19 protein-coding genes are annotated in these 20651 nt (G+C 59.5%); 10 read left to right on the top strand and 9 right to left on the bottom strand.

Annotated elements, in window-relative coordinates:
- The first annotated feature begins 297 nt into the window (after positions 1–297).
- Together ACHZBF_RS13650 and ACHZBF_RS13645 are read left to right on the top strand one after the other, a co-directional pair.
- Positions 298–2706 (top strand): heavy metal translocating P-type ATPase, encoded by a 2409-nt coding sequence (locus tag ACHZBF_RS13650; protein WP_029132122.1) that lies wholly within the window; start codon positions 298–300, stop codon positions 2704–2706.
- A 35-nt stretch (positions 2707–2741) separates the two neighbouring features.
- Positions 2742–2945, top strand: coding sequence for a heavy-metal-associated domain-containing protein (locus ACHZBF_RS13645; protein WP_029132123.1), 204 nt, complete (start codon positions 2742–2744; stop codon positions 2943–2945).
- Positions 2946–3004: 59 nt separating this feature from the next.
- Here the strand turns inward: ACHZBF_RS13645 and ACHZBF_RS13640 are convergent, their stop codons facing one another.
- Positions 3005–3439: a host attachment protein gene (locus ACHZBF_RS13640; RefSeq protein ID WP_029132124.1), complete on the bottom strand. Its 435-nt coding sequence runs from the start codon at positions 3437–3439 to the stop codon at positions 3005–3007.
- 382 nt (positions 3440–3821) lie between these two features.
- Here ACHZBF_RS13640 and ACHZBF_RS13635 point away from each other — a divergent pair, with 382 nt between their 5' ends.
- Complete coding sequence (locus ACHZBF_RS13635) at positions 3822–4280, top strand: cupredoxin domain-containing protein (protein WP_051301773.1); 459 nt, start codon at positions 3822–3824, stop codon at positions 4278–4280.
- Between the two features lie 340 nt (positions 4281–4620).
- A complete protein-coding gene (locus ACHZBF_RS13630; protein WP_321528747.1) occupies positions 4621–5058 on the top strand; it encodes a hypothetical protein in 438 nt (145 codons plus the stop codon).
- A 235-nt stretch (positions 5059–5293) separates the two neighbouring features.
- On the opposite strand, the gene ACHZBF_RS13625 is transcribed toward ACHZBF_RS13630, so the two are convergent.
- The 6 genes from ACHZBF_RS13625 to ACHZBF_RS13600 form a co-directional block, all read right to left on the bottom strand.
- Entirely contained in the window at positions 5294–5797 is a 504-nt protein-coding gene (locus tag ACHZBF_RS13625; protein ID WP_321528746.1) for a DUF302 domain-containing protein, read from the bottom strand.
- A 128-nt stretch (positions 5798–5925) separates the two neighbouring features.
- Entirely contained in the window at positions 5926–6825 is a 900-nt protein-coding gene (locus ACHZBF_RS13620; protein ID WP_273438118.1) for a sulfurtransferase, read from the bottom strand.
- 84 nt (positions 6826–6909) lie between these two features.
- A complete protein-coding gene (locus ACHZBF_RS13615) occupies positions 6910–8091 on the bottom strand; it encodes a multiheme c-type cytochrome (protein ID WP_321528745.1) in 1182 nt (393 codons plus the stop codon).
- Positions 8092–8138: 47 nt separating this feature from the next.
- Positions 8139–8882 carry a DUF6969 family protein gene (locus ACHZBF_RS13610; protein WP_273438116.1) on the bottom strand — a complete coding sequence of 248 codons (744 nt, stop codon included), beginning with the start codon at positions 8880–8882 and terminating at the stop codon, positions 8139–8141.
- A complete protein-coding gene (locus tag ACHZBF_RS13605) occupies positions 8879–10102 on the bottom strand; it encodes a YeeE/YedE family protein (protein WP_084609706.1) in 1224 nt (407 codons plus the stop codon). The genes ACHZBF_RS13610 and ACHZBF_RS13605 overlap by 4 nt, the downstream gene beginning before the upstream one ends.
- A 90-nt stretch (positions 10103–10192) precedes the next feature.
- Positions 10193–10951: a c-type cytochrome gene (locus tag ACHZBF_RS13600; protein ID WP_321528744.1), complete on the bottom strand. Its 759-nt coding sequence runs from the start codon at positions 10949–10951 to the stop codon at positions 10193–10195.
- A 532-nt stretch (positions 10952–11483) separates the two neighbouring features.
- Between ACHZBF_RS13600 and ACHZBF_RS13595 the strand changes: the two genes are divergently transcribed.
- The 6 genes from ACHZBF_RS13595 (at position 11484) to nudB (ending at position 18231) form a co-directional block, all read left to right on the top strand.
- Complete coding sequence (locus tag ACHZBF_RS13595) at positions 11484–14102, top strand: EAL domain-containing protein (protein ID WP_321528743.1); 2619 nt, start codon at positions 11484–11486, stop codon at positions 14100–14102.
- Between the two features lie 152 nt (positions 14103–14254).
- The gene (locus tag ACHZBF_RS13590) at positions 14255–14524 is read left to right on the top strand and encodes a hypothetical protein (protein ID WP_273438111.1); all 270 of its coding nucleotides are present in this window, start codon (positions 14255–14257) and stop codon (positions 14522–14524) included.
- Between the two features lie 221 nt (positions 14525–14745).
- Positions 14746–15018, top strand: coding sequence for an FmdB family zinc ribbon protein (locus ACHZBF_RS13585; protein ID WP_029132130.1), 273 nt, complete (start codon positions 14746–14748; stop codon positions 15016–15018).
- Positions 15019–15027: 9 nt separating this feature from the next.
- Positions 15028–15669, top strand: a complete 642-nt coding sequence (locus tag ACHZBF_RS13580; RefSeq protein ID WP_273438110.1) for a DUF502 domain-containing protein — start codon at positions 15028–15030, stop codon at positions 15667–15669.
- A gap of 240 nt (positions 15670–15909) precedes the next feature.
- Positions 15910–17700 (top strand): aspartate--tRNA ligase, encoded by a 1791-nt coding sequence (aspS, locus tag ACHZBF_RS13575; protein ID WP_321528742.1) that lies wholly within the window; start codon positions 15910–15912, stop codon positions 17698–17700.
- A gap of 93 nt (positions 17701–17793) precedes the next feature.
- A complete protein-coding gene (nudB, locus tag ACHZBF_RS13570; RefSeq protein ID WP_321528741.1) occupies positions 17794–18231 on the top strand; it encodes a dihydroneopterin triphosphate diphosphatase in 438 nt (145 codons plus the stop codon).
- A gap of 369 nt (positions 18232–18600) precedes the next feature.
- On the opposite strand, the gene ACHZBF_RS13565 is transcribed toward nudB, so the two are convergent.
- Both ACHZBF_RS13565 and ACHZBF_RS13560 read right to left on the bottom strand, forming a co-directional pair.
- Complete coding sequence (locus ACHZBF_RS13565; RefSeq protein ID WP_321528740.1) at positions 18601–20007, bottom strand: PhoH family protein; 1407 nt, start codon at positions 20005–20007, stop codon at positions 18601–18603.
- Positions 20008–20056: 49 nt separating this feature from the next.
- Entirely contained in the window at positions 20057–20593 is a 537-nt protein-coding gene (locus tag ACHZBF_RS13560) for a glycine cleavage system transcriptional repressor (RefSeq protein ID WP_273438105.1), read from the bottom strand.
- Between the last annotated feature and the right edge of the window lie 58 nt (positions 20594–20651).

Below are 20651 nucleotides of genomic sequence, written 5' to 3'. Positions count from 1 at the left end.
CGGTTCGGGATTGGCCATCGAATTTATTAATATAATCATCAGTATACCCTGTGGGCCCGGTTGGAGCCAGAAGTAGAGTGTATGTTTGCTCTGAAATAGGATGATCGTATTATTTTCTCCCATTTTTTTCCGTGAGACGCCGGGAGGAAAATCAGTTTCCGCCCCGATCCGCCTTGTGGCGTGAATTATGTGCCGCAGGGGTAGTCGAAACAGGCAGGATTGAATTAGCAAGTCCTGATAGACTTGGTGGGTTATTCATGGGTCGCATGGCCCCCCCAATACAGCCTTGATACAGTTATGCAACAGCAACCGTTCGTACAATCCCTCAGCCTGCCCGTGGAGGGCATGACCTGCGCCGCCTGCTCCACCCGGCTGGAGCGGGTGCTGGGAAAGCAGGTCGGTGTCACGGCGGCGCGGGTCAACCTGGCCGCCAACAGCGCCAGTGTCGATTTCGATGCGGCGCAGCTCTCGCCCCTGGATATTACCGCGGCCATCAGCCGGGCAGGGTTTTCCGTGCCCTCGGAAACCCTGGAGCTGTTGATTGGGGGCATGACCTGTGCCGCCTGTTCCAGCCGTCTGGAGAAGGTGCTGTCGCGCCTGCCCGGTGTCGAACGGGCGGCGGTGAACCTGGCGACGGAAAAGGCATCTGTTACTGCACCTGCCGGTGTGGTTTCCTTGGCGGCAGCCATCGCGGCCGTTGAGAAGGCGGGCTTCACCGCTACTCCGGCGGTCACTGCGGCGCAACAGCAGGCCCAGTTGCAGGAAAAGTCCGCTCAGCAGAGCCGCAAGGAGTTGCAGCAACTGGTCCTGGCCATGCTGTTGTCCCTGCCGCTGGCGCTGCCTATGCTGTTGATGCCGTTCGGTATTCACGCTGAGTTGCCGGCCCTATGGCAGCTGACGCTGGCTACTCCGGTGCAGTTCTGGCTCGGCTGGCGCTTTTATGAAGGGGCCTTCAAGTCCTTGCGCGGCGGTGCCGGTAATATGGATGTGCTGGTGGCCATGGGTACCAGCGCGGCCTGGGGGCTGAGCGCCTGGGTCACCCTGTTCGGTGGCGCGGGTGGCCACCTCTACTTTGAGGCGGCGGCCATGGTCATTACCCTGGTGCTGCTCGGCAAGTGGTTGGAAGGTCGGGCCAAGCGCAGTGCCGCATCGGCTATCCGCGCGTTGATGGATCTGCAGCCGGAACTGGCCCGGGTTGAACGCGATGGAGTCGTAATGGAAGTGCCGGCCGAGAGCGTCATCGGCGGCGAGGTGGTACAGATTCGTCCCGGCGAGCGGGTACCGGTGGATGGGGTGATCCTGGAGGGGGCAAGCCAGCTGGATGAATCCCTGATCACCGGTGAATCCCTGCCGGTTGACAAGGGGGTTGGTGAGCGGGTGACCGGTGCGTCGGTGAACGGTTCCGGACTACTCAGGGTCGAGGCCACCACCGTCGGCACCGAGTCCACCCTGGCACGGATTATCCGTCTGGTGGAAAACGCCCAGGCGAGCAAGGCGCCGGTTCAGAAACTGGTGGATCAGATATCGGCCGTCTTCGTGCCGGTGGTCGCCACCATTGCCCTGGTGACTTTTCTGGGGTGGTGGCTGATCGGTTCCAATCTGGAAGTGGCCTTCATCGCGGCGGTTTCGGTATTGGTGATCGCCTGCCCCTGCGCCCTCGGACTGGCCACTCCGACCGCCCTGATGGTGGGCACCGGTGTCGCCGCCCGCAACGGCGTACTGATCAAGGATGCGGAGGCGCTGGAGCGCGCACATCACAGCAGTGCCGTGGTGCTGGACAAGACCGGTACCCTGACCCTGGGTAAGCCGACCGTCGAGTCGGTGGTGGCGGCGGACGGCGATACCGCCGGGCTGTTGCGGCTGACCGCTTCCGCACAACAGGGCAGTGAGCATCCCCTGGCCCACGCCATATTGAGCCGGGCAGAGACGGACCGGCTGGAGCTGCTGCCGGTGGCCGATTTCAACACCCTGCCCGGGCGCGGACTCTCCGCCAGGCTGGGCGAACGTAAACTGCTGGTCGGTAATAGCCGCCTGATGCATGAACAGGGGATTAAGCTGGATGCGCTGGGCGTAGAAGGCGAACAACTGGAGTCCCGGGGGCGCACCCTGATGTGGGTTGCCGAGACCGCTCCAACACCCGGCGTGCTGGGCTACATCGCCGTGAGTGATCCGGTGAAACCGGAGGCGGTGGCCGCAGTGGCGGCACTGAAACGGCAGGGTATTCTGACGGTGATGCTCACCGGTGATAACCGGCATGCCTCCCGCGCGGTGGCTGAGGCAGTCGGCATTGACCGGGTAGTGGCTGAGGTGCTGCCCGAGGAGAAGGCGGCGGAAGTGGCCCGCCTGCGGGAGCAGGGTCGGATGGTCGCCATGGTGGGTGACGGGATCAATGACGCCCCGGCCCTGGCGGCGGCCGATGTGGGCATGGCAATGGGCACCGGGACCGATGTGGCCATGCACACCGCCGGTATCACCCTGATGCGTGGTGATCCGCTGCTGGTGGCGGATGCCATCTCGATCTCTCGAGCCACCTATCACAAGATCAGGCAGAATCTGTTCTGGGCGCTGATCTATAATCTGGTCGCCATACCCCTGGCAGCGTCGGGCCTGCTCAGCCCGGTGGTCGCCGGAGCGGCCATGGCCATGTCGTCAGTCAGCGTGGTTTCCAACTCCCTGTTGCTGAGACGTTGGCGCAGGGTTGCCTGACAAGTTTTTATATGCCCTTGTTTTCGGAGAGAATGATGTCAAAGACCTACAAAGTGGAAGGCATGAGCTGCGGCGGTTGTGCCAGCTCGGTGGAACAGGCGATCAAGGCTGTGGCGGCGCAGGCTAGCGTCGAGGTCAAGCTGGAAGGGGGCCTGGTCACGGTTGCCGGAGTGGATGATGATAGCCTGGTGAAGCAGGCGGTTGAGGATGCCGGGTTCACCTACGCAGGAACAGTCTGACAGCGAGCCAGGTAGCCGTGGTGGACAGTCGGTACACCACGGCCTGTACGGACGCCAGATCAGAGCCTGTGGGGCAGGTTCTTGCGGATGGTTTCGACGTCGTGGGCAGTGAGGTTCTTGGATATTTCGGTAGCCACCAGTTTCTGCAGCGGTTGCGGCTGATGTTTCCTGAGCAGGCCGAGGAAGCTGGGCGCGGCGATGACATGAAGCTTGTTGAAATGGCCCTGGGCACGGCCGGATTCCAGGGTGGCGCAGACTTGGTGTGCAAAGCGTACCGCTTCGTCGTGCTTGGTCTCGTCCACATGGCCGACATCGTGGCTGCGTGGGCCGGCACTGCGGTCACGGCCAGGCTTGTCCGTCACCAGGTCGCCGGCGTGAAGCCGCGCTTCCGGATGGTCCAGGGTCTGGATCTCGACTAACGGGCTGAAGGCGTTCTCGGCGGAGAAGATTCTTGCACGGCTTGTGTCAGCAACAACTACCCAGGCTGCATTCATAATCATTCCTCTCTCGGTTGATGGCAGGGTCAAAGACCCCGGAAGTTAGAGTATAGAGGAATATCACCTGCCGGTTTAGCGCTGGATTCTTCCAAGTCGTCTTCTTCCCGTCTGATTGTCAGATGTTCAAGTGAAATCGGGATGGGGTGTTTTATCACTCTTCTCCGATCCGGATGCTGCTTTTGAGAATCTCCAGGTGTGTTCTCCCTTATGCCATGAGCGGCACTATGGAACTCGACATATATGCGCCACCTCCCTCTCCTGGAGCTTTACTGCTCAGAGTGGTGTTTCCCAAACCACCCAAGTTGCCTTGTTTAGTGAAAGCTTTTCCCGCTAGTACCGGTCTCATGCATTGAGAATCCTGAAAAACGAGGAGGTTGAGATGCGCCAATATATGATGGCCGGACTGATTCTGTTAACTCCGATTATGAGTAACCCGCTTGCTGCAGAGACCCGTGTTGTCGAATTGACCCAGGTGCCCTGCCAGTTTCTGGAGAGCGAGAAAGATATCGACCGCGGTTTCACATCCCAAAGCATCAGTGATTGCCAGACGCTCAACAAACAGACGGGTGAAAAGCGTCTGGCCGAATCCGAAACACTGGAGCTTGCACCTGGGCGTTACGTGTTCCGGGTCACCAATAAAAATGTGCCATATGAGTTGGGTTTCTGGCTGCGCGGTGACGGCCTGATAAATCTCGCCCGATTACCCAGTGTTTCTGGTGGCGGATTGACCACCGGCAAGACCCAGGATTATGAAATCGAGCTGAAACCAGGCGAGTATGTCTACTCCTGTCCCTTGAACCCAACTCCCGACTACAAACTGATTGTCACTGAAGGCTGATAGTTGCCTGGAAAGCAAGGTGAGCGGCTGGGCAGGAGTGTTGGCTATCTGGTTCCTCGTCATGCAAAGCGACAGACCATGATAGACGCTCCTGATGTGCCTGCAAGTTGTGCAAATTTTTCTGTCTGTTCAGGACCCCAATACCCCCTCCAATCGCAGCTAAAGCAGCGCCTACAAAAAGCACTGCTCGCATGTAACAGGCAGCTGGAACCGGGCTCAACAAATGCCATCATCTTTTGGTGACGAAATATTAGTCAGGATTTACAGGTCTATTACATTACACAGTGTGTGTATTTTTCAGTGTGTAATTCCAACAACTATTCACATGAGGATGTATGTTATGAACCAATCATTATCGATTACAAAAACACTCGCAATCACCGCGGCCCTTCTGGGATCAATGGCGTTATATGCAGCTTCGGTTCAGGCGGAAACTATTGAAGGAAAACTTAATGGTCTTGAGTGTGCGTCTCGTGGAGAGGAGTGCCCTACAGATAAACTCGATCCACATATTGCGGTCGAACGTGACTTTGTAGTACAGACCGCCGATGGCAAGTATTACTTTATCACCAACCTTGATCGCGCAATAAAAGCACGTCATGCACTGGAAATGGTACGCGTGGAAGGTGAAGTGAGTTCCAAATTTGATGCCATAAATGCAAATGAGTTCTGGGTTAAAGATGGTGGAAACTATCGCCTGACATGGAGCAGTTCAATGCAAGCTGAACAAGAGCGGCTTGTGCGTGGTACCGCACCTGCAAAAGGTATGGAACGATAGTTAGTAATTATTTGTCACGGCATTAATCCAATAGAATGACGTGGTAAGTAATCGGGCGTGAATGCCGATAACAATCCACATTCACGCCTTCTCGCTTACGCTTGAGGGCACATTGCGAGACACGTCAGAGGTGGCCGCGGCTATAGGGGGCACGCGCTTCGACCGCGGAGGCCATGACGAACAGGATGCGCAGCAATGGTTGGGTGTAATCCATCCTGGCGACTTCTGTTGCTTGTTACTCCGCGCCGGATGATGGCCGGATGGCATCCGATCCGATGGCCTCAAATACTGCGTCGAGCTCCTTTGCCAGCGCATCCAGATCCGCATTGCCATAGGGCGCGAAGACCGCGCTCGGCAGGCGATAGGTGAGGTTTGATGTGCCGTCGCTGTTCTCCGTCACATAGAGTCGCAATGGTGCCTCAATGCCGGCGGCAACGCTGGCCTTGAGCATGCGCACCGCATAGTCGTTACGGAACACCATCAGCACCAGATTGCCGGGGATCTTTACCCCGCGCTGGGCGGCACCCCGGCTGGCGCTGGCTTGCGCCACCAATCCCATCTGGTGTTTTTGGATTGCCTGTTCGACGCGGGAGGCGAGCGCATCAAATGGATAGGGCGACTGCAGGGTGACGGTTCCGGAAAGTGGCGTGTCGCTGTCGGCCCGGGCGGTTGCAATCAACAGCATGCCGAGAAGCAACAAGCCGACGTGGAGACGGATTGATGTTGCCGTTGTGGTCATGGTGATTTCCTGTCGTGGCTTTCTGTTTCGGAACATACTTCGCTATTACTCTTGCGGGGTGCCGCTTTGCCGGCGGGCCATTTCGTGCGTGAGGACAATCAAGCCGCATGGCCCGCAATGCCTCCGGCTCAGTTGAGCCGGATTTTCTGCTCCAGTGGCAACGAGGGGTTTGCCGCCCACTCGGCAGTGGAGCCGTCATAGAGTTGTGCCTTGTCATTGCCCAGCAGTTCATGGGAGACGAACCAGGCCAGCGAGGTGCGGTGTCCGGTATGGCAGAAGGAGATCTGTTCGCCGTCCAGCGGCACGCCGGCGGCCTGGTAGATGCGCTTGAGGTTTTCCGGCGTGTGAAAGGTTGCACCGCGGTTAACGGTCAGCCAGTCGAAGGGGAGATTGACGGCGCCGGGGATGGTGCCGGGGCGCTCCTTCTTGCCGCTCACCAGACCCATGTGTTCAGCGCTGCTCCGGTTGTCGACCAGACGGATGTTGCGGTCGAGGGCGTCCTTGACCTGCTCCGTGCGCACCAGATATTCCGCCCTTGGATGGGCCTTGAATGGCTTGCCGACGGGCTGGTTGACACGGTTCTCCAGGGGGTGCGAGCGGTCCTGCGCGTAAGCGACGAGGCCACCGTCGAGAATGGAGACATTATCGTGTCCCAAGGCCTTGAAGGTCCAGTAGACCCGGGTGGCGCTAGCCATTTCGCCCGCGCTGCGTCCCGTGACCACCAGCACAACCTGGGTTGTGTTGTCGATGCCCAGGCCACCGATCAGTTGCTCCAGATCCTTTACCGGGGGCAGCATCTGCGGGACGCTCTTGGCGTCGGTGCGGCGCCAGGAGCCGTAATCGCTGTGGATGGCGCCGGGTACATGGTATTGCTGATAGGCCGGCTTGGGTTGCAGATCCAGTACCAGCAGATCGGGCTTGCCCAGGTTGGCGGCCAGCCAGCCACCGTCCACCAGCGGCTGGGCCGCCGTCAGTGCGGGTGATATGAGCAACAGCAGAAACAGGGTGGCAAGTTGTCGGATTGGCATTGAAAGGCTCCTTCGGACGGGTCGGTTATTGACGTTGGACCAATGGGACAGGTAGTAGTGCCACGGCCCGGACAGTGCTAGGTTTCAAGGCAGCGGAATTTCTCTCTGGAACAGCGTATAGGCAGACGCCTCTGCGGCACGCAGTGCGTGGCGCAGCATCCCGGTACCTTTGCCCTCCGCATCATTGCCTAGAACGGCGCGGTAGAAATTCCGGTAAAACAGATCCGGCTCGACCTGAACGCGCGGGCGCAGGGCGCCGGCTTCCCCGTCCTTTGGTAACCGGTAGTCGAGGCTGTTGCTCTCGCCGGGGGCGAGCCGGGTGTCGAACAGCTCCTCGCTCAGGTCCAGGCTCACCTGGCGGGCGATGATACGCTCCTGGCGGGTGTGCGGGATCGGTGCCCCGGTGCGGTCCAGCTGGACCGCTTCCAGTACCGCGCGGGGTGTCACGTAGGTTGGGAAACGGTGGCCGACACCGCTATTGGTCAGGGTGAGTCTGGCAGAGAGTATCGCGCCGCTGGTCGTCAGTCGGTCAAGCGTGATCTCCACGCCTGACAATACGGTCGCCTTGTCGTGGATGCCGCGCCACAGGTGGCGGCGGTCCGGCATGTGGCAGGACTGGCAGCTCTGTCCGGCCGCTGCCTGGGGACTTGCGCGCCACTCCTCGAAGGTGTTCTCCAGCAGCTTTCCGTTGAGGGCAAAGCCGTCCGCCTCGAACTGGTGGCAGGCGGCGCAAAAGCGTGAATCCTCGAATGCCGCGCTGCTCTGAAAGCCGCCGTGAGGAACCGCCCTGGTGCCACCACGATCGTCACGTGGCGGTGGTCCGTGGATCTCCCAGGTGCGCAAATGGCAGGCGGCACAGATCAGCCCCTGCTGGTACAGCGAACCGTTGGTCTCCGGGTTTTCCGTCGGCGGGTCTCTGACGGTTTTATCATCGGCGATCCATGCGGCCAGTTCATCGGCCTGCTCCGCCAGTGGGGCATGACAGCGCAGACAGGCCTGGTGCCCCGCGCGATCGTTTGGCTCCATCTCCCGCAACTGCCCCAGGAGGCCCGGACCCATGGCACGGGCATGCAGACTGCCTTGCCAGTCCTGCAATTGCCGCGGATGACAAGTGCCGCAGGCGCGCGGATCAAGAGACGCCTCCAGGGGTGAAAAACCGGGGGGCGTTTCACCCTGGTAGGGCAGCGGACGCTGCCAGTGGCGGCTGAGGAAGGTGTCGATGGAGCTGGCGGAATTGCTATCCGCCACTGCTGCGGATCCGCCCATCGTGAGGAGTATCCCGCAGACAAACCAGCCCACGTATGGGTGTGGTGTCATGGCGCTGCCCGTCTCAGCGCCGCGATCCAGTCGCCGATTGAGATGGGCAGATAGCCGGTCAGTTCCAGATTGCGATTTTCAAACACATCCTGTTCAGGATAAGCCTGTTGCCAGGTGTTGATCACCTGGTCACGATGCAGGAGCAGTGTCTGGATGTGCGGCCGGAACAGCCGCAACATGGCACCGATCCAGCGGTTTACCGGCCAGGAGGGCCAGGCGTGTTCGATGGCGAAACGCGGCAGTATCTGAATGATGTCTGCGGCCGAATACCAGGTCTCGCCGGTGACCCAGCGATTGGCGGCAAACAGCCCAATGGGCCGGCCCCAGGCGTCCATCGAGATGCCTGCCAGATGGGCGATTGCCTCGTTGCCCTGCGGCCAGGGCGTGCTGGCCAGGGGGTAATCCAGGGGGTGGATCTCCCCGCACAGGCCGCCAGTACGCAGGAAGGTGTGGAAGTGGCCGTGCTCCCCGAATTCACTGCGATGGGCGTGGTAATAGTACTGGCCAAACGTCTCATCATCGAAAACGTCATCCCGGGGATAGTGTTCTGATTCAACAAAATCCCCCTGGCCCTTGAGCACCTCTCCCACCAGGTTGAACCCGACCCGCTCCAGTGCCCGCATGCAGGCGCGGACCTCGTCGCCCACGGCCAGCAGCTGCTCGATTTCGCCGGGCGGCAGCCGGGACGGATCGGGCGGTGTCGGTGCGGTTGACTGGATAAGAATCCCTCTGTCGTTCATCTGTTCGAAAGTCCGAAGCGGGGTCGCCAACGCACCCCCACCGCACTGCCGAGGAGGGCGCAGATGATCCACAGCCAGCCATGCAGGCTGAGCGAGGCAACCCCGGAGAAGAAGGCGCCGATGTTGCAGCCATAGGCGATCCGGGCGCCGTAGCCCATCATTATACCGCCGAGGATGGCGGCGGCCAGCGAACGTAGCGGTATGTGGAATGACGGCATAAAGCGGCCACCCAGACCGGCGGCGCTCAACGCCCCGAGCAGGACGCCGATATCCATTACCGAGGTCACATCGCGCAACAGGTTCATCTGCAGTGCGGATTGCTGGAAGGCCCCGTTCCAAAAAGGTGCGGTAGTGGGATCCCAGCCGAATAGCAGGGCAGTCTTGGCGCCCCAGAGGGTGAAGCCCCAGGTGATGGTCCAGGGATGGCCGGCGGTGAGCAGGGTTGCCAGATTGAGCAGTGCCAGTGCCAGTGCGGCGGCGGGCAGGGTCCAGGGTCCCGTCAGCAGGCGTCTCCAGAATGTCTGTCGTAAGGTGGGTGATGCCGCAGGTTGTACACCCCAGCGGCGCAACAGCAGGGCGAGCAGGCCTATGAAGCTGAGTTGCAGGGTGACCGCCAATGGATAACCCAGGGGTTCGGCCAGTGACTGAGTCTGTAACGATGGCAGTGCCTGCCACTGGCCCATGTGGAGGCTGGCCCAGAAAGATCCGCCGCAAAAGGCGATCAGCGTGATCACCATGCGCGGCGCCCCGCTACCCGCCTTGTAGAGGGTGCCGGAACCGCAGCCGTCACCGAGTTGCATACCGATACCGAACAGGAAGGCACCGGCGGCGACCTGCAGGCCGGCCGGAGCCCAGGCCCCGATCAGACCACGGCCAAAAAACTCTCCCTCGCTGAGAAACGGGGCGAACAGCAGGGTGGCTAACGCGAGCATAAGCAGTTGTGCCTGCAACGCCGGGATTTCTCGTCGCAACAGGAAGCGCCGGTAGGCGCTGGTAAAACCGAAGGCGCCATGCTGCAGCGTGACACCCAGGGCCACCCCCAACAGCAGCAGCAGCGCGAGGCGTGGCGTGGTGAGAACGGCGATAAGTACCAGGATCAGGAGAGAGGCTATCGACACAACGCCCCACTGAATGACCTTCCGGGAGACGCCACTGAATCTGGTCACTCCTGCCGATGGCAGCTTGTCCGCATCCGATAGGCTGTTCAGGGGCTTATTCATAAAATCTGATCAATCAACATAAATCATGAATATCGGGAATATGCAGTGACCACCCGGATGGGCGGCGGGCCGAAGCCCGCCCGCAACCATCTATTTGGCCGCACAAGGGTTCTTGGCAGCGCAAGGGTTGTTAGCCGCACAGGGATTCTTTGCGGCGCAAGGGTTGTTAGCCGCACAGGGATTCTTGGCGGCGCAAGGGTTGTTAGCCGCACAGGGGTTCTTGGCGGCGCAAGGGTTGTTAGCCGCACAGGGGTTCTTGGCTGCACAAGGATTCTTGGCCGCACAGGGGTTCATTGCCGCCGTCTTGTGCTGCTTGGCAAAGCCCTTCTGCTGTTCGGTCACGTAGGTGGCGAGAGCGGCCAGTTCCCTGGAGTCCCAGGGCAGTGGCTGTGCAGCCATCGGAGATACCATGCAGAGCTGCACCATCTCGTCGGCGTGGACTGCCTTTACCTGGAACTGGTCATTGGCCATCTGCACATAGTGTGGATAGGGCTGGGCGAATGAGGCCTGGAACATGCCGTTGTTGTTGTGGCAAGTGTTGCAGGACATACCGTTGGTGCTCAGGCTGGTATCCTTGAACAGCTTTTCCCCCTCGGCAAGCAGTGCCGTGGGATTACCCTGGTACGGCTTGTAGTCCTTGGGGCGTGTTACCGCATCATTGTTAGACTTGGCGGCGCAAGGATTCATCGACTTCGCCGCGCAAGGGTTCATCGACTTGGCCGCACAGGGATTCATCGGTTTGGCGGCGCATGGGTTGGCCGCATAGAGAGGGGCGCCGCCAAGCGCTATGGTGGCGAGGCACCCGCTCACAATGGCGGTCAGGGTTTTCCTGGAACAGGGTTGTTTCATGTTGCTTCTCCTCTGGTAATAAACCCTGATGTTTCCTTGGGCGGAATTTTTGAATATTTTGTCACTGGAGTTTGCGCCGCCTTGCCATGTAGCCGGTAAATTCTGGCGAAGCAAAGTCCATTTAACGTTTGTCGAGAGTCAGGGCTTATTCAGTAGGACCGGAAGAAGCACGCTTTTTTTTCAGGCTGTACTCACAAAACACATAAAAAGCTTTTAAAACTGCCAGTTAAATCAGTGATGTTATTTCCCGATTTGTCGGGTTTGATTGCGGGTGGCATCTTGTTACCGGCTCATTTGCTGGTTGGCGGGTGAGGATGTCGAACCATAATTCCTGTCCAACTAAAGGTTAAACCTGGAATGCCGATACTATTATCTCACTCACTCCATAAATCTTACTTGGAACGAAGAAGCATATTTCCTGTTTGACGGATAGGTCTAATGGACAAACTGTTACCCATCACAGCCATCGCCGTTTTTTCCACAGGTAAGGTCACTGTTCACCACTTTATGCAACAGCGTTCTCCGAGATCGGATGGCTAACGGCAGCTACTTCGGGCTCCTAAACAACGCCGTGCTGCTGCTGGCGCTTGGCGTCAGTTATGAAATGCTGGGAATCAACCGGATTCAGGGCAGGTTTTTACGGCGGCTGGTATCCGGGCTGCTGGTCGGCGGGATCAGTATTGCCGTGATGCTGACCCCGTGGCAGCTGGCTCCGGGTATCATTTTTGACACCCGCTGGGTTGTGATCAGCCTCAGCGGTCTCTTTTTCGGTCTTATTCCTACCCTGATCGGGGGAGTGATGGCGATCCTGTTTCGTCTCTTCCTGGGCGGTGACGGGGCGATTATCGGCAGCCTGACCATCCTGTCGGGGGGCGTGATTGGGCTGGGATGGCGCTATCTGCAGCGGCGTTTGGAGTGGCCGCTCGACTGGCTGCGGCTCTATCTGTTCAGTATTGTGGTGGAATTGGCGGTCCTGGGTTGCATGCTGCTGATGCCATCGGAGGTTCGCTGGGCCATTATCTACGCGGTGGCTCCACCCATGCTGATATTGTTCCCTCTCGGCTCCCTGCTGTTGGGACTGCTGTTGATACGACAGGATCAACACCGCAAGGCGAAGCGGGCGCTGGCGGAGAGCCAGTCGCGTTATCAGACCATTATCGAATCGCTTGATGAGGTTGGTGAGGGGTTGTTCATCGTCGGTGAGGATTCCCGCATCGAGTACATGAACCAAACCATGATCAGATGGTTCGGTGACCGCACCGGCGAGTTCTGTTCAGACTCGGTGGCGGCGCTGGATAATCATCATCAGTACCGGCGACTGGTTCAGTCCGAGGGGCAGGGCAGGAGCGTCTATTACCGGCCGGAATCGCCGGATGGCCGGCACTTCGAGATTATTGGCACGCCCATCAGTAACCGCGATGGCTCGGTTTCGCGTCTGGAGGTTGTCCGGGATGTAAGCGGGCGTAAACACAACGAGGAGCAGATTCGCACGCTCTCCCAGGTGGTGGAGCAGAGCCCGGTATCGGTGGTGATCACGGATACCGAGGGTTGTATCGAATATGTCAACAGTACATTCGAAAAGATCTCGGGATACTGCGCGGCGGAAGTGATCGGACAGCATACCCGTATACTGCAATCCGGAAAGACCCCTATGCGGAATTATCAGGAGCTGTGGCGCACCATCAAGTCGGGTGGCTCATGGCGGGGTGAATTCTGTAACAAGAAAAAGAGCGGTGAACTGTTCTGGGAGCGGGCGCATATTGCGCCGGTTCTGGATGAAGCGGGCGGAACGCGCCATTTTCTGGCGGTCAAAGAGGATATTACCCTGCACAAGGCCCAGGAGCAGCGCATCCTGCAGCAGGCCCATTTCGACGGGCTGACCGGTTTGCCGAACCGCTTCCTCTCGCTCGACCGGCTGGACCAGCTGACCCGGGATGCTGGCCGTGCGAATCAGCATGTCGCGGTGCTGTTCCTGGATCTGGATGATTTCAAGAAGGTGAATGACAGTCTGGGTCACGAAGTGGGTGATCAGTTGCTGGTGCAGGCGGCGGACCGGCTCAGCACCCAGGTGCGCAGCAGCGATACCGTCGGCCGGCTGGGGGGTGATGAGTTTATCATCATGCTGGGCGGGCTGGATGAAATTGATCGTTCGGGGCGGGTGGCTGAGCAGATGCTGTCCCAGTTTCACCGGCCGTTCAACCTGGATGGACGTGAACTGGTTCTGACGGCCAGCCTGGGAGTGGCCATCTACCCGGAAGACGGCGCAAACCCGGCAGAGCTGTTGCGCAATGCCGATACCGCCATGTACTGCTCCAAGGAGGCCGGGCGCAATACCTACCATTACTACACTGAGTCGATGAATCAGGGGGTCGCCAGGCGGCTGCTACTGGAGGAGCACCTGCGTGGCGCGTTGATGCGTGGAGAATTCCGGCTCCATTATCAGCCGCAGATCGAGCTGGCCTCCGGCCGGCTGATCGGCACCGAGGCGCTGCTCCGCTGGAACAATCCCGAGCTTGGAGAGGTATCGCCGGCGGAGTTTATACCGATAGCCGAACAGACCGGTCTGATTGTGAGTATCGGGGAGTATGTCATTACCGAATCACTTGCCCAGCTGGCGCAGTGGCAGCAGATGGCCGAGCAGCCGCTGCGAATGGCCGTCAACGTCTCACCGCGACAGTTCCGTGATCCGGCGCTGGTGCCCTTTATCGAGCGAACGATAAAACGCACGGGAGTCCCGGCCGAGTGTCTGGAGCTGGAAATTACCGAAGGGGTGCTGATGAGCGGCCACTCGTATGTCGATATCGCCCTCTCTGCCATTAACCGGCTCGGGGTAGCTATCGCGATGGACGATTTCGGTACCGGTTACTCATCCCTCAGTTATCTCAGAAACTATCCTTTCGATATTCTTAAAATAGACCGCAGCTTTATTGATGATGTGCCTATGGATGAGGCGGACCGGGAACTGGTCAATGCAACCATAGCCATGGCCCATGGTCTGGGGCTCAAGGTGGTGGCTGAAGGCGTTGAAACCAGGGGGCAGTTGGATTACTTGAAAGCCCAGAGATGTGACTATGCCCAGGGCTATCTGTTCAGCAGTGCGGTGCCCGGTGAGGAGATTCCGTCCCTGCTGGACAATAAGGTTTTTGTTTGACTGCGGATAACATTGCAAATCCGGTGGAGGGGTGATTTCAGGGCGGATAGCGCGGCCTGAATCAGTGATTGAAAAGCACTTGTAGTAAGCGGGTTTTGACCCTATCTATGTCAGGCGAACAACGCCCCGGCACAGCCGGCAGAGAAGTAACTATGAAACCGACAACTGAACAACTAAGCAATGCCCTGCAAACGGCGGAAAGGATGCGCGAGCAGGGAGAGGATCCGGATTTTCTGGCCAAGACGCTACTCTATCTGCATCGGCGGGATGAGACGTTAGAGAAAGTGCTTGAGCATCTGGAGCTGTTTCTCCGTTTTGGCCTGCCGGTGGAAGAGCATATGAAACTGGTTCGTCTGATTGAAGAGGCGAAGGCGCAGCAGCGAATGGAAAGAGGCGAAGATGCGGATAAACTGGGGTTGTGAGCCTGAGCTTCCTGCCGGTTGATGATTCTCGGTAGTGGCGAGGTTTATTAATAATTTCATGAAGTTAACTTTATTCGCGTCGCGGCGGACAGGATTCGGTCACAGGTGCGTCTGGCGGCTGGTCAGGAAAACCTTTGGCCCGTTGACAACTGTGTTAGAATCCACAGCGATTTTGTACCCCCAAAGCTTTGTTGGGGCGGTTGAATTATCAGGAGTAACGCATGCCGATTTATGAGTACCGTTGTGATGCCTGCGGCCATGAGCTGGAGGCGATGCAGAAGATGAGCGATGCGGCGCTGACCGATTGCCCTGCTTGCGCCAAACCGGCGCTGAAAAAGATGATTTCGGCCGCCGGCTTCCGCCTCAAGGGACAGGGCTGGTACGAGACCGACTTCAAGAGCGGCAAGCAGAAGAATCTGCACAGTGGCGAGAAACAGGAGTCCAAGCCGGCCCCGGCCTGCGCCAGTGGCGGTTGCGGCGGCTGTGACGCCTGACCCCGAAGTATGAAATTCATCCGCCGCTACCTGGTGGCCGGCCTGCTGGTCTGGGTGCCGCTCGGCATTACCCTGCTGGTGGTGCGCCTGCTGGTACGCTGGCTGGATGGTTCGCTGCTGCTGCTGCCGGAAGCCTACCGGCCAGAGAACCTGCTGGGCTTCTCCATACCGGGTCTCGGAGTGGTGGTCTCGGTGCTGATCCTGTTTGTCACCGGTGTACTGGCGGCCAATCTGTTCGGCCGCTCACTGGTTTCGGTCTGGGAACGGCTGCTGGCCCGTATCCCGCTGGTCAGGTCGATTTATTCAGGCGCCAAACAGCTGGCCGAAACCATGTTCAGCGAGGCGGGGCAATCCTTCAGAAAGGTCTTGCTGATTGAGTTTCCGCGCAAGGGGCTCTGGACACTGGCGTTTCAGACCGGTACCGATGCGGGTGAGGCGCAGCACAAGACCGGGCGGGATGTGATTAATGTCTATGTGCCCACCACGCCAAATCCGACCGGCGGCTACTTTGTCATGGTGCCAAGGGAGGATGTGATCGAACTGGAGATGAGCGTGGATGACGGTTTGAAAATGCTCATGTCCATGGGGGCGGTAGTGCCTCATGCAGATAAACCGGCTTTGCAGCCGGAGCCGGTTGATTCCAGAGTCTGATTTACTTGACCCTGCTTCGGGTGGCTGGAGACGGACCGGCTGCAGGAGTAGTTCCCTCACCGCGAATTCGACCCGGGGCGGACGTTCTGTGGTGGGTGGCGAGCCTCGGCGATTTTTACTCCTGCGGTGAATTAAATCGACTCAGTGCTTGCGCCTGCAAGGTCCAAACCTTAAAATTTCCTGTTTTTCTCATCGGGCGAATTTCTCGCCCGAAATCAGTCTGTAACGGTAATATCGAGCATGCGCACCCACTATTGCGGTCATATAAACGCCTCACATATCGACCAGGAGGTCGAAATCTGCGGTTGGGTTCACCGGCGACGCGATCATGGCGGGGTGATTTTCATCGATCTGCGGGATCGCGAGGGGCTGGTTCAGGTAGTTTATGACCCGGATCTGCCGGAGATCTTCAGCACCGCCGAACAGGTGCGCAACGAGTACGTGCTCAAGCTGAGAGGGCGTGTACGCGCCCGTCCCGAAGGCACGGTCAATCCCGACATGCCGACCGGCGAAATCGAAATTCTGGGCTTGGGCCTGGAGGTATTGAACCGCGCCGACACTCCGCCGTTCCAGCTGGATGAGCATGAACGCGTCTCCGAAGAGGTGCGCCTGCGCTACCGCTATATGGATCTGCGCCGCCCGGAGATGCAGAAGCGCATCATGCTGCGAGCCGCGGTCACGCGGGCACTACGCAGCTATCTGGATGATAACGGGTTTCTGGATATCGAGACCCCGATGCTGACCAAGGCAACCCCCGAGGGGGCGCGCGATTACCTGGTGCCATCACGCACCCACCCGGGTCATTTCTTTGCCCTGCCCCAGTCTCCCCAGCTGTTCAAGCAGCTGCTGATGATGTCGGGCATGGACCGCTATTACCAGATCGTACGCTGTTTCCGTGACGAGGACCTGCGCGCCGACCGCCAGCCCGAGTTCACCCAGCTGGATATCGAAACCTCGTTCATGAACGAGAGCGAGATCATGGATTCCATGGAGACGATGATCCGCGGGGTGGTGAAACAGGTGCTGGACGTGGAGCTGCCCGATCCGTTCCCGCACATGACCTATCAGGAGGCGATGCGCCGCTTCGGCTCCGACCGCCCCGATCTGCGTTGCCCGCTGGAGCTGGTGGATGTGGCCGATCTGATGGGTGGGGTAGATTTCAAGGTGTTTTCCGGTCCGGCCAAGGATCCCAAGGGACGCGTTGCCGCCCTCTGCCTGCCCAAGGGGTGTGAACTGACCCGCAAGGAGATCGACGAGTACACCAAGTATGTCGGCATCTACGGCGCCCGTGGACTGGCCTATATCAAGGTCAACGACTGGGCCGGCCAGGGCCGGGACGGCCTGCAGTCGCCGATTCTCAAGTTCCTGCCGGACGCGGCTGTCGACGGCATCATGCAACGCACCGGCGCGGTGGACGGCGACCTGATCTTCTTCGGTGCCGACAAGGCGTCGGTGGTGAATGAAGCGCTGGGCGCCCTGCGGGTCAAGCTGGGTGAGGATCGCGGGCTGATGCAGCCCGGCTGGCACCCGGTCTGGGTGGTCGACTTCCCGATGTTCGAATGGGATGAGGGCGGCGACCGCTGGAACGCCCTGCACCATCCGTTTACCGCCCCCAAGGAGGATCAGATAGACCTGCTGGAGACCGATCCGGGGGCCTGCCTGTCGCGCGCCTATGACATGGTGCTGAACGGCACCGAGGTGGGTGGTGGCTCCATCCGTATTCACAACAGCGCCGTGCAGGAGCGGGTGTTCCGACTGCTGGGTATCGGCGAGGAGGAGGCCGAGGAGAAATTCGGCTTCCTGCTGTCGGCGCTCAGATATGGCTGCCCGCCGCACGGCGGCCTGGCCTTTGGCCTGGACCGGCTGGTGATGCTGCTGGCAGGCGCCAGCTCCATTCGTGACGTCATGGCCTTCCCCAAAACCCAGACCGCGGCCTGTATGCTCACCTCGGCACCGTCCGAAGTGAGTCCCGCGCAGTTGCGGGAACTGTCGATCCGGGTGCGTACGCCACAGGTGGAAGAGAAGGGCTGAACCGGGGGTGTGGTTGTCGGGTTGCGCCGGCGGCCGACCCGAGCCCTAACTGGTATATGCAGGGTCCTTTTCGAGTCGCACACCGGGGGAAGATTGGATAAAACCTGCAAACGCCCGGAATCGGTGCTGGTGGTGATTTACACCGATCAGGGTGAGGTGCTGATGCTCAACCGGACCCGTCCCCGGGGGTTCTGGCAGTCCGTCACCGGCAGTCTGAAGTGGGGTGAAACGCCGCGCCAGGCGGCCGCGCGGGAACTGCTTGAAGAGACCGGACTGCATCATCACGGCAAACTCCAGGACGCTCATCACACGGAGCGTTTTACTATCCTGCCGGCCTGGCGTAGCCGCTTCGCCCCCTCGGCACACTATAACCGGGAATACCTCTTCTACTTCCGCTTGCCGAACCGCCGACTGATCCGCCTCAATCCCTTGGAACATATTGAAATGCGCTGGCTCCCGGCCGCGCAGGCGGCGCGCAAGGCCAGCTCCTGGACCAACCGGAATGCGATCCTGCGGCTGTTGTCGGGTTGAACCCGCAGGTTGGGGCGGGCTGCCGTTTCGCATCGTCGTCTCATGTGTGTCGGATTACGCTGCGCTAATCCGACCTACGCCCTGCGCAGGATGGCCTGCGTGCGTTCCCTGACTGACGTTTGCCGGGAGGGGCAGATCCACGTGTCCGCCCTTTTCCCGGACAACCGGGGAGCTCGGGCAACCACAGGGGGTTGCCTCTACATATTTGCCCGCGAACCCCAACGGGTGCATGCGCATGCGCCATGATGTTGGGGTTCGTTCCTCACCCCAACCTACGGAACTCATGTGTGTCGGATTACGCTGCGCTAATCCGACCTACGCCCAATTTATCGTAGGTTGGGTTAGCCGAAGGCGTAACCCAACAGGGCACTACAGTTCGTCCGAGGCGTAATCCGCCAGCCGTGAGCGTTCGCCCCGTAGCAGGGTGATGTGTCCGCTGTGGCCCCAATCCTTGAACCGGTCGACCACGTAAGTCAGGCCGGAAGTGGTTTCGGTTAGATACGGCGTGTCGATCTGCGCCACGTTGCCGAGGCAGACGATCTTGGTCCCGGGGCCGGCCCGGGTGATCAGGGTCTTCATCTGTTTCGAGGTGAGGTTCTGCGCCTCGTCCAGGATGATGTACTTCTTCAGGAAGGTGCGGCCGCGCATGAAGTTGAGCGAGTGAATGCGGATACGCGAGCGCAGCAGCTCATCGGTCGCGGCCCGTCCCCACTCACCGCCGTCGGTCTGGGTGAGTACTTCCAGGTTGTCCATCAGGGCACCCATCCAGGGGGTCATCTTCTCCTCCTCGGTGCCGGGCAGGAAGCCGATATCTTCGCCCACCGGCACAGTGACCCGGGTCATGATGATCTCGCGATAGATATTCATGTCCAGGGTCTGGGTAAGTCCGGCAGCCAAGGCCAGTAGAGTCTTGCCGGTGCCGGCGGTGCCGAGCAGCGAGACAAAGTCCACTTCCGGGTCCATCAGCATATTGATGGCGAAGTTCTGCTCCCGGTTGCGCGCGCGAATGCCCCACACTGAGTGATTGGCGCTGCGGAAATCCGTTGCCATTTCGATGATTGCGTCATCGCCGTCACGGCGTCTTACGATGGCCTCGAAGTTTGAGTCGTCATCCAGAAACAGGCACTGGTTGGGATACCAGGACTGGGTGTCCCGGCCCTTGATGCGGTAGTAGGTGCGCCCCTGCTCCTGCCAGGAGTCGAGGTTTTTGCTGTGGCTCTCCCAGAAGTCGCTCTGCAGTTCCGCCTCGCCGCTGTACAGCAGGTTGACATCGTCCAGCACCTGGTCGTTGTAATAATCTTCCGCCGGCACCCCCAGTACGGCCGCCTTGATCCGCAGATTGATATCCTTGGAGATCAGCACCACGAGCGTGTCGGGGTGCTCCTGCTGCAGGGTGATGGCGGTGCTCAGTATATTGTTGTCGGGGATGTTGCCCGGCAGGGACGCCGGCAGATTGCTGGCCAGCGTGGTGGTCTGAAAGAACAGCCGGCCGGCCGGCGGGGCGTCCGCGCTCTTGCCGTTGGCTGGTGCGGGGAGCGGCAGGCCTGCATCAATCTGCTGCTTGCTGGCACCGGACATCAGTTCGTCCAGGAAACGCGAAACCTGGCGCACATTGCGCGCCACTTCGGACACGCCCTTCTTGCCTTTGTCCAGCTCTTCCAGTACCACCATGGGCAGGAAGATGTCGTGTTCCTTGAAGCGAAAAATGGCGGTGGGGTCGTGCATCAGTACATTGGTGTCGAGCACAAACAGACGGCGCTGCTCCGGGTCATTCATTTGCTGCTTTTCCTGCATAAGATTGAAGGGGCTCGGGAAGTGAGGATAATCAACGCTGCGCCGGTTCTATGATGGCGTCCAGGTTGATGGCGTCGCAGAACTCCATGAAATCGTCCCGCAGGGAGGCGATGTGTATGTCCGCAGGAATACCCACGGTCATGTGGACAGAAAACATGACCGTCCCGGTATGCGGTGCGGCATAGCTGGTGGTGGCCATGTCCTCGATATTGATCTTGCGTTTGGAGAAAAAGTTGGCCAGTTGGTGCACGATGCCCGGGTGATCCAGTGATACCACATCGACCACATAGGGCAGGGAGGGGCCTGATCTGTCCCGTCCCTCGGTGCGCTTGACTATGACGGTCAGGTCGAGCTGTTGCTCCAGTGCGGGAATCGCCTCCTCCAGCTTGCCGAGGGTGTTCCAGTTGCCCTCGACCATCAGCAAAATGGCGAATTCGCCACCGAGTACGGTCATGCGGCTGTCGGCGATATTACAGCCGATATCCAGAATGGCCTTGGAGAGCTCGTCGACAATGCCGGAACGGTCCTTGCCCAAGGCGGAAATCACCAAATAGTTCTGTGTGGACATAGATAAATTTTGCTCCTGTTTCTTTTCCCCTGAGTGTAGCGTCCTGAGGGCCCGCTTG

This window comes from Sedimenticola selenatireducens, assembly GCF_963675335.2.
In the GTDB taxonomy this organism is placed as follows: domain Bacteria; phylum Pseudomonadota; class Gammaproteobacteria; order Chromatiales; family Chromatiaceae; genus Sedimenticola; species Sedimenticola selenatireducens.
The sequence above is the reverse complement of the archived record's forward strand: the minus strand, read 5'-3'. Positions and strand labels throughout refer to the sequence as shown.

Bases quoted from the DNA above. Each gene is read 5' to 3' on its own strand.
- ACHZBF_RS13650 (WP_029132122.1), top strand. From the start codon at position 298: ATGCAACAGCAACCGTTCGTACAATCCCTCAGCCTGCCCGTGGAGGGC.
- ACHZBF_RS13645 (WP_029132123.1), top strand. From the start codon at position 2,742: ATGTCAAAGACCTACAAAGTGGAAGGCATGAGCTGCGGCGGTTGTGCC.
- ACHZBF_RS13640 (WP_029132124.1), bottom strand. From the start codon at position 3,439: ATGAATGCAGCCTGGGTAGTTGTTGCTGACACAAGCCGTGCAAGAATC.
- ACHZBF_RS13635 (WP_051301773.1), top strand. From the start codon at position 3,822: ATGCGCCAATATATGATGGCCGGACTGATTCTGTTAACTCCGATTATG.
- ACHZBF_RS13630 (WP_321528747.1), top strand. From the start codon at position 4,621: ATGAACCAATCATTATCGATTACAAAAACACTCGCAATCACCGCGGCC.
- ACHZBF_RS13625 (WP_321528746.1), bottom strand. From the start codon at position 5,797: ATGACCACAACGGCAACATCAATCCGTCTCCACGTCGGCTTGTTGCTT.
- ACHZBF_RS13620 (WP_273438118.1), bottom strand. From the start codon at position 6,825: ATGCCAATCCGACAACTTGCCACCCTGTTTCTGCTGTTGCTCATATCA.
- ACHZBF_RS13615 (WP_321528745.1), bottom strand. From the start codon at position 8,091: ATGGGCGGATCCGCAGCAGTGGCGGATAGCAATTCCGCCAGCTCCATC.
- ACHZBF_RS13610 (WP_273438116.1), bottom strand. From the start codon at position 8,882: ATGAACGACAGAGGGATTCTTATCCAGTCAACCGCACCGACACCGCCC.
- ACHZBF_RS13605 (WP_084609706.1), bottom strand. From the start codon at position 10,102: ATGAATAAGCCCCTGAACAGCCTATCGGATGCGGACAAGCTGCCATCG.
- ACHZBF_RS13600 (WP_321528744.1), bottom strand. From the start codon at position 10,951: ATGAAACAACCCTGTTCCAGGAAAACCCTGACCGCCATTGTGAGCGGG.
- ACHZBF_RS13595 (WP_321528743.1), top strand. From the start codon at position 11,484: ATGGCTAACGGCAGCTACTTCGGGCTCCTAAACAACGCCGTGCTGCTG.
- ACHZBF_RS13590 (WP_273438111.1), top strand. From the start codon at position 14,255: ATGAAACCGACAACTGAACAACTAAGCAATGCCCTGCAAACGGCGGAA.
- ACHZBF_RS13585 (WP_029132130.1), top strand. From the start codon at position 14,746: ATGCCGATTTATGAGTACCGTTGTGATGCCTGCGGCCATGAGCTGGAG.
- ACHZBF_RS13580 (WP_273438110.1), top strand. From the start codon at position 15,028: ATGAAATTCATCCGCCGCTACCTGGTGGCCGGCCTGCTGGTCTGGGTG.
- aspS (WP_321528742.1), top strand. From the start codon at position 15,910: ATGCGCACCCACTATTGCGGTCATATAAACGCCTCACATATCGACCAG.
- ACHZBF_RS13565 (WP_321528740.1), bottom strand. From the start codon at position 20,007: ATGAATGACCCGGAGCAGCGCCGTCTGTTTGTGCTCGACACCAATGTA.
- ACHZBF_RS13560 (WP_273438105.1), bottom strand. From the start codon at position 20,593: ATGTCCACACAGAACTATTTGGTGATTTCCGCCTTGGGCAAGGACCGT.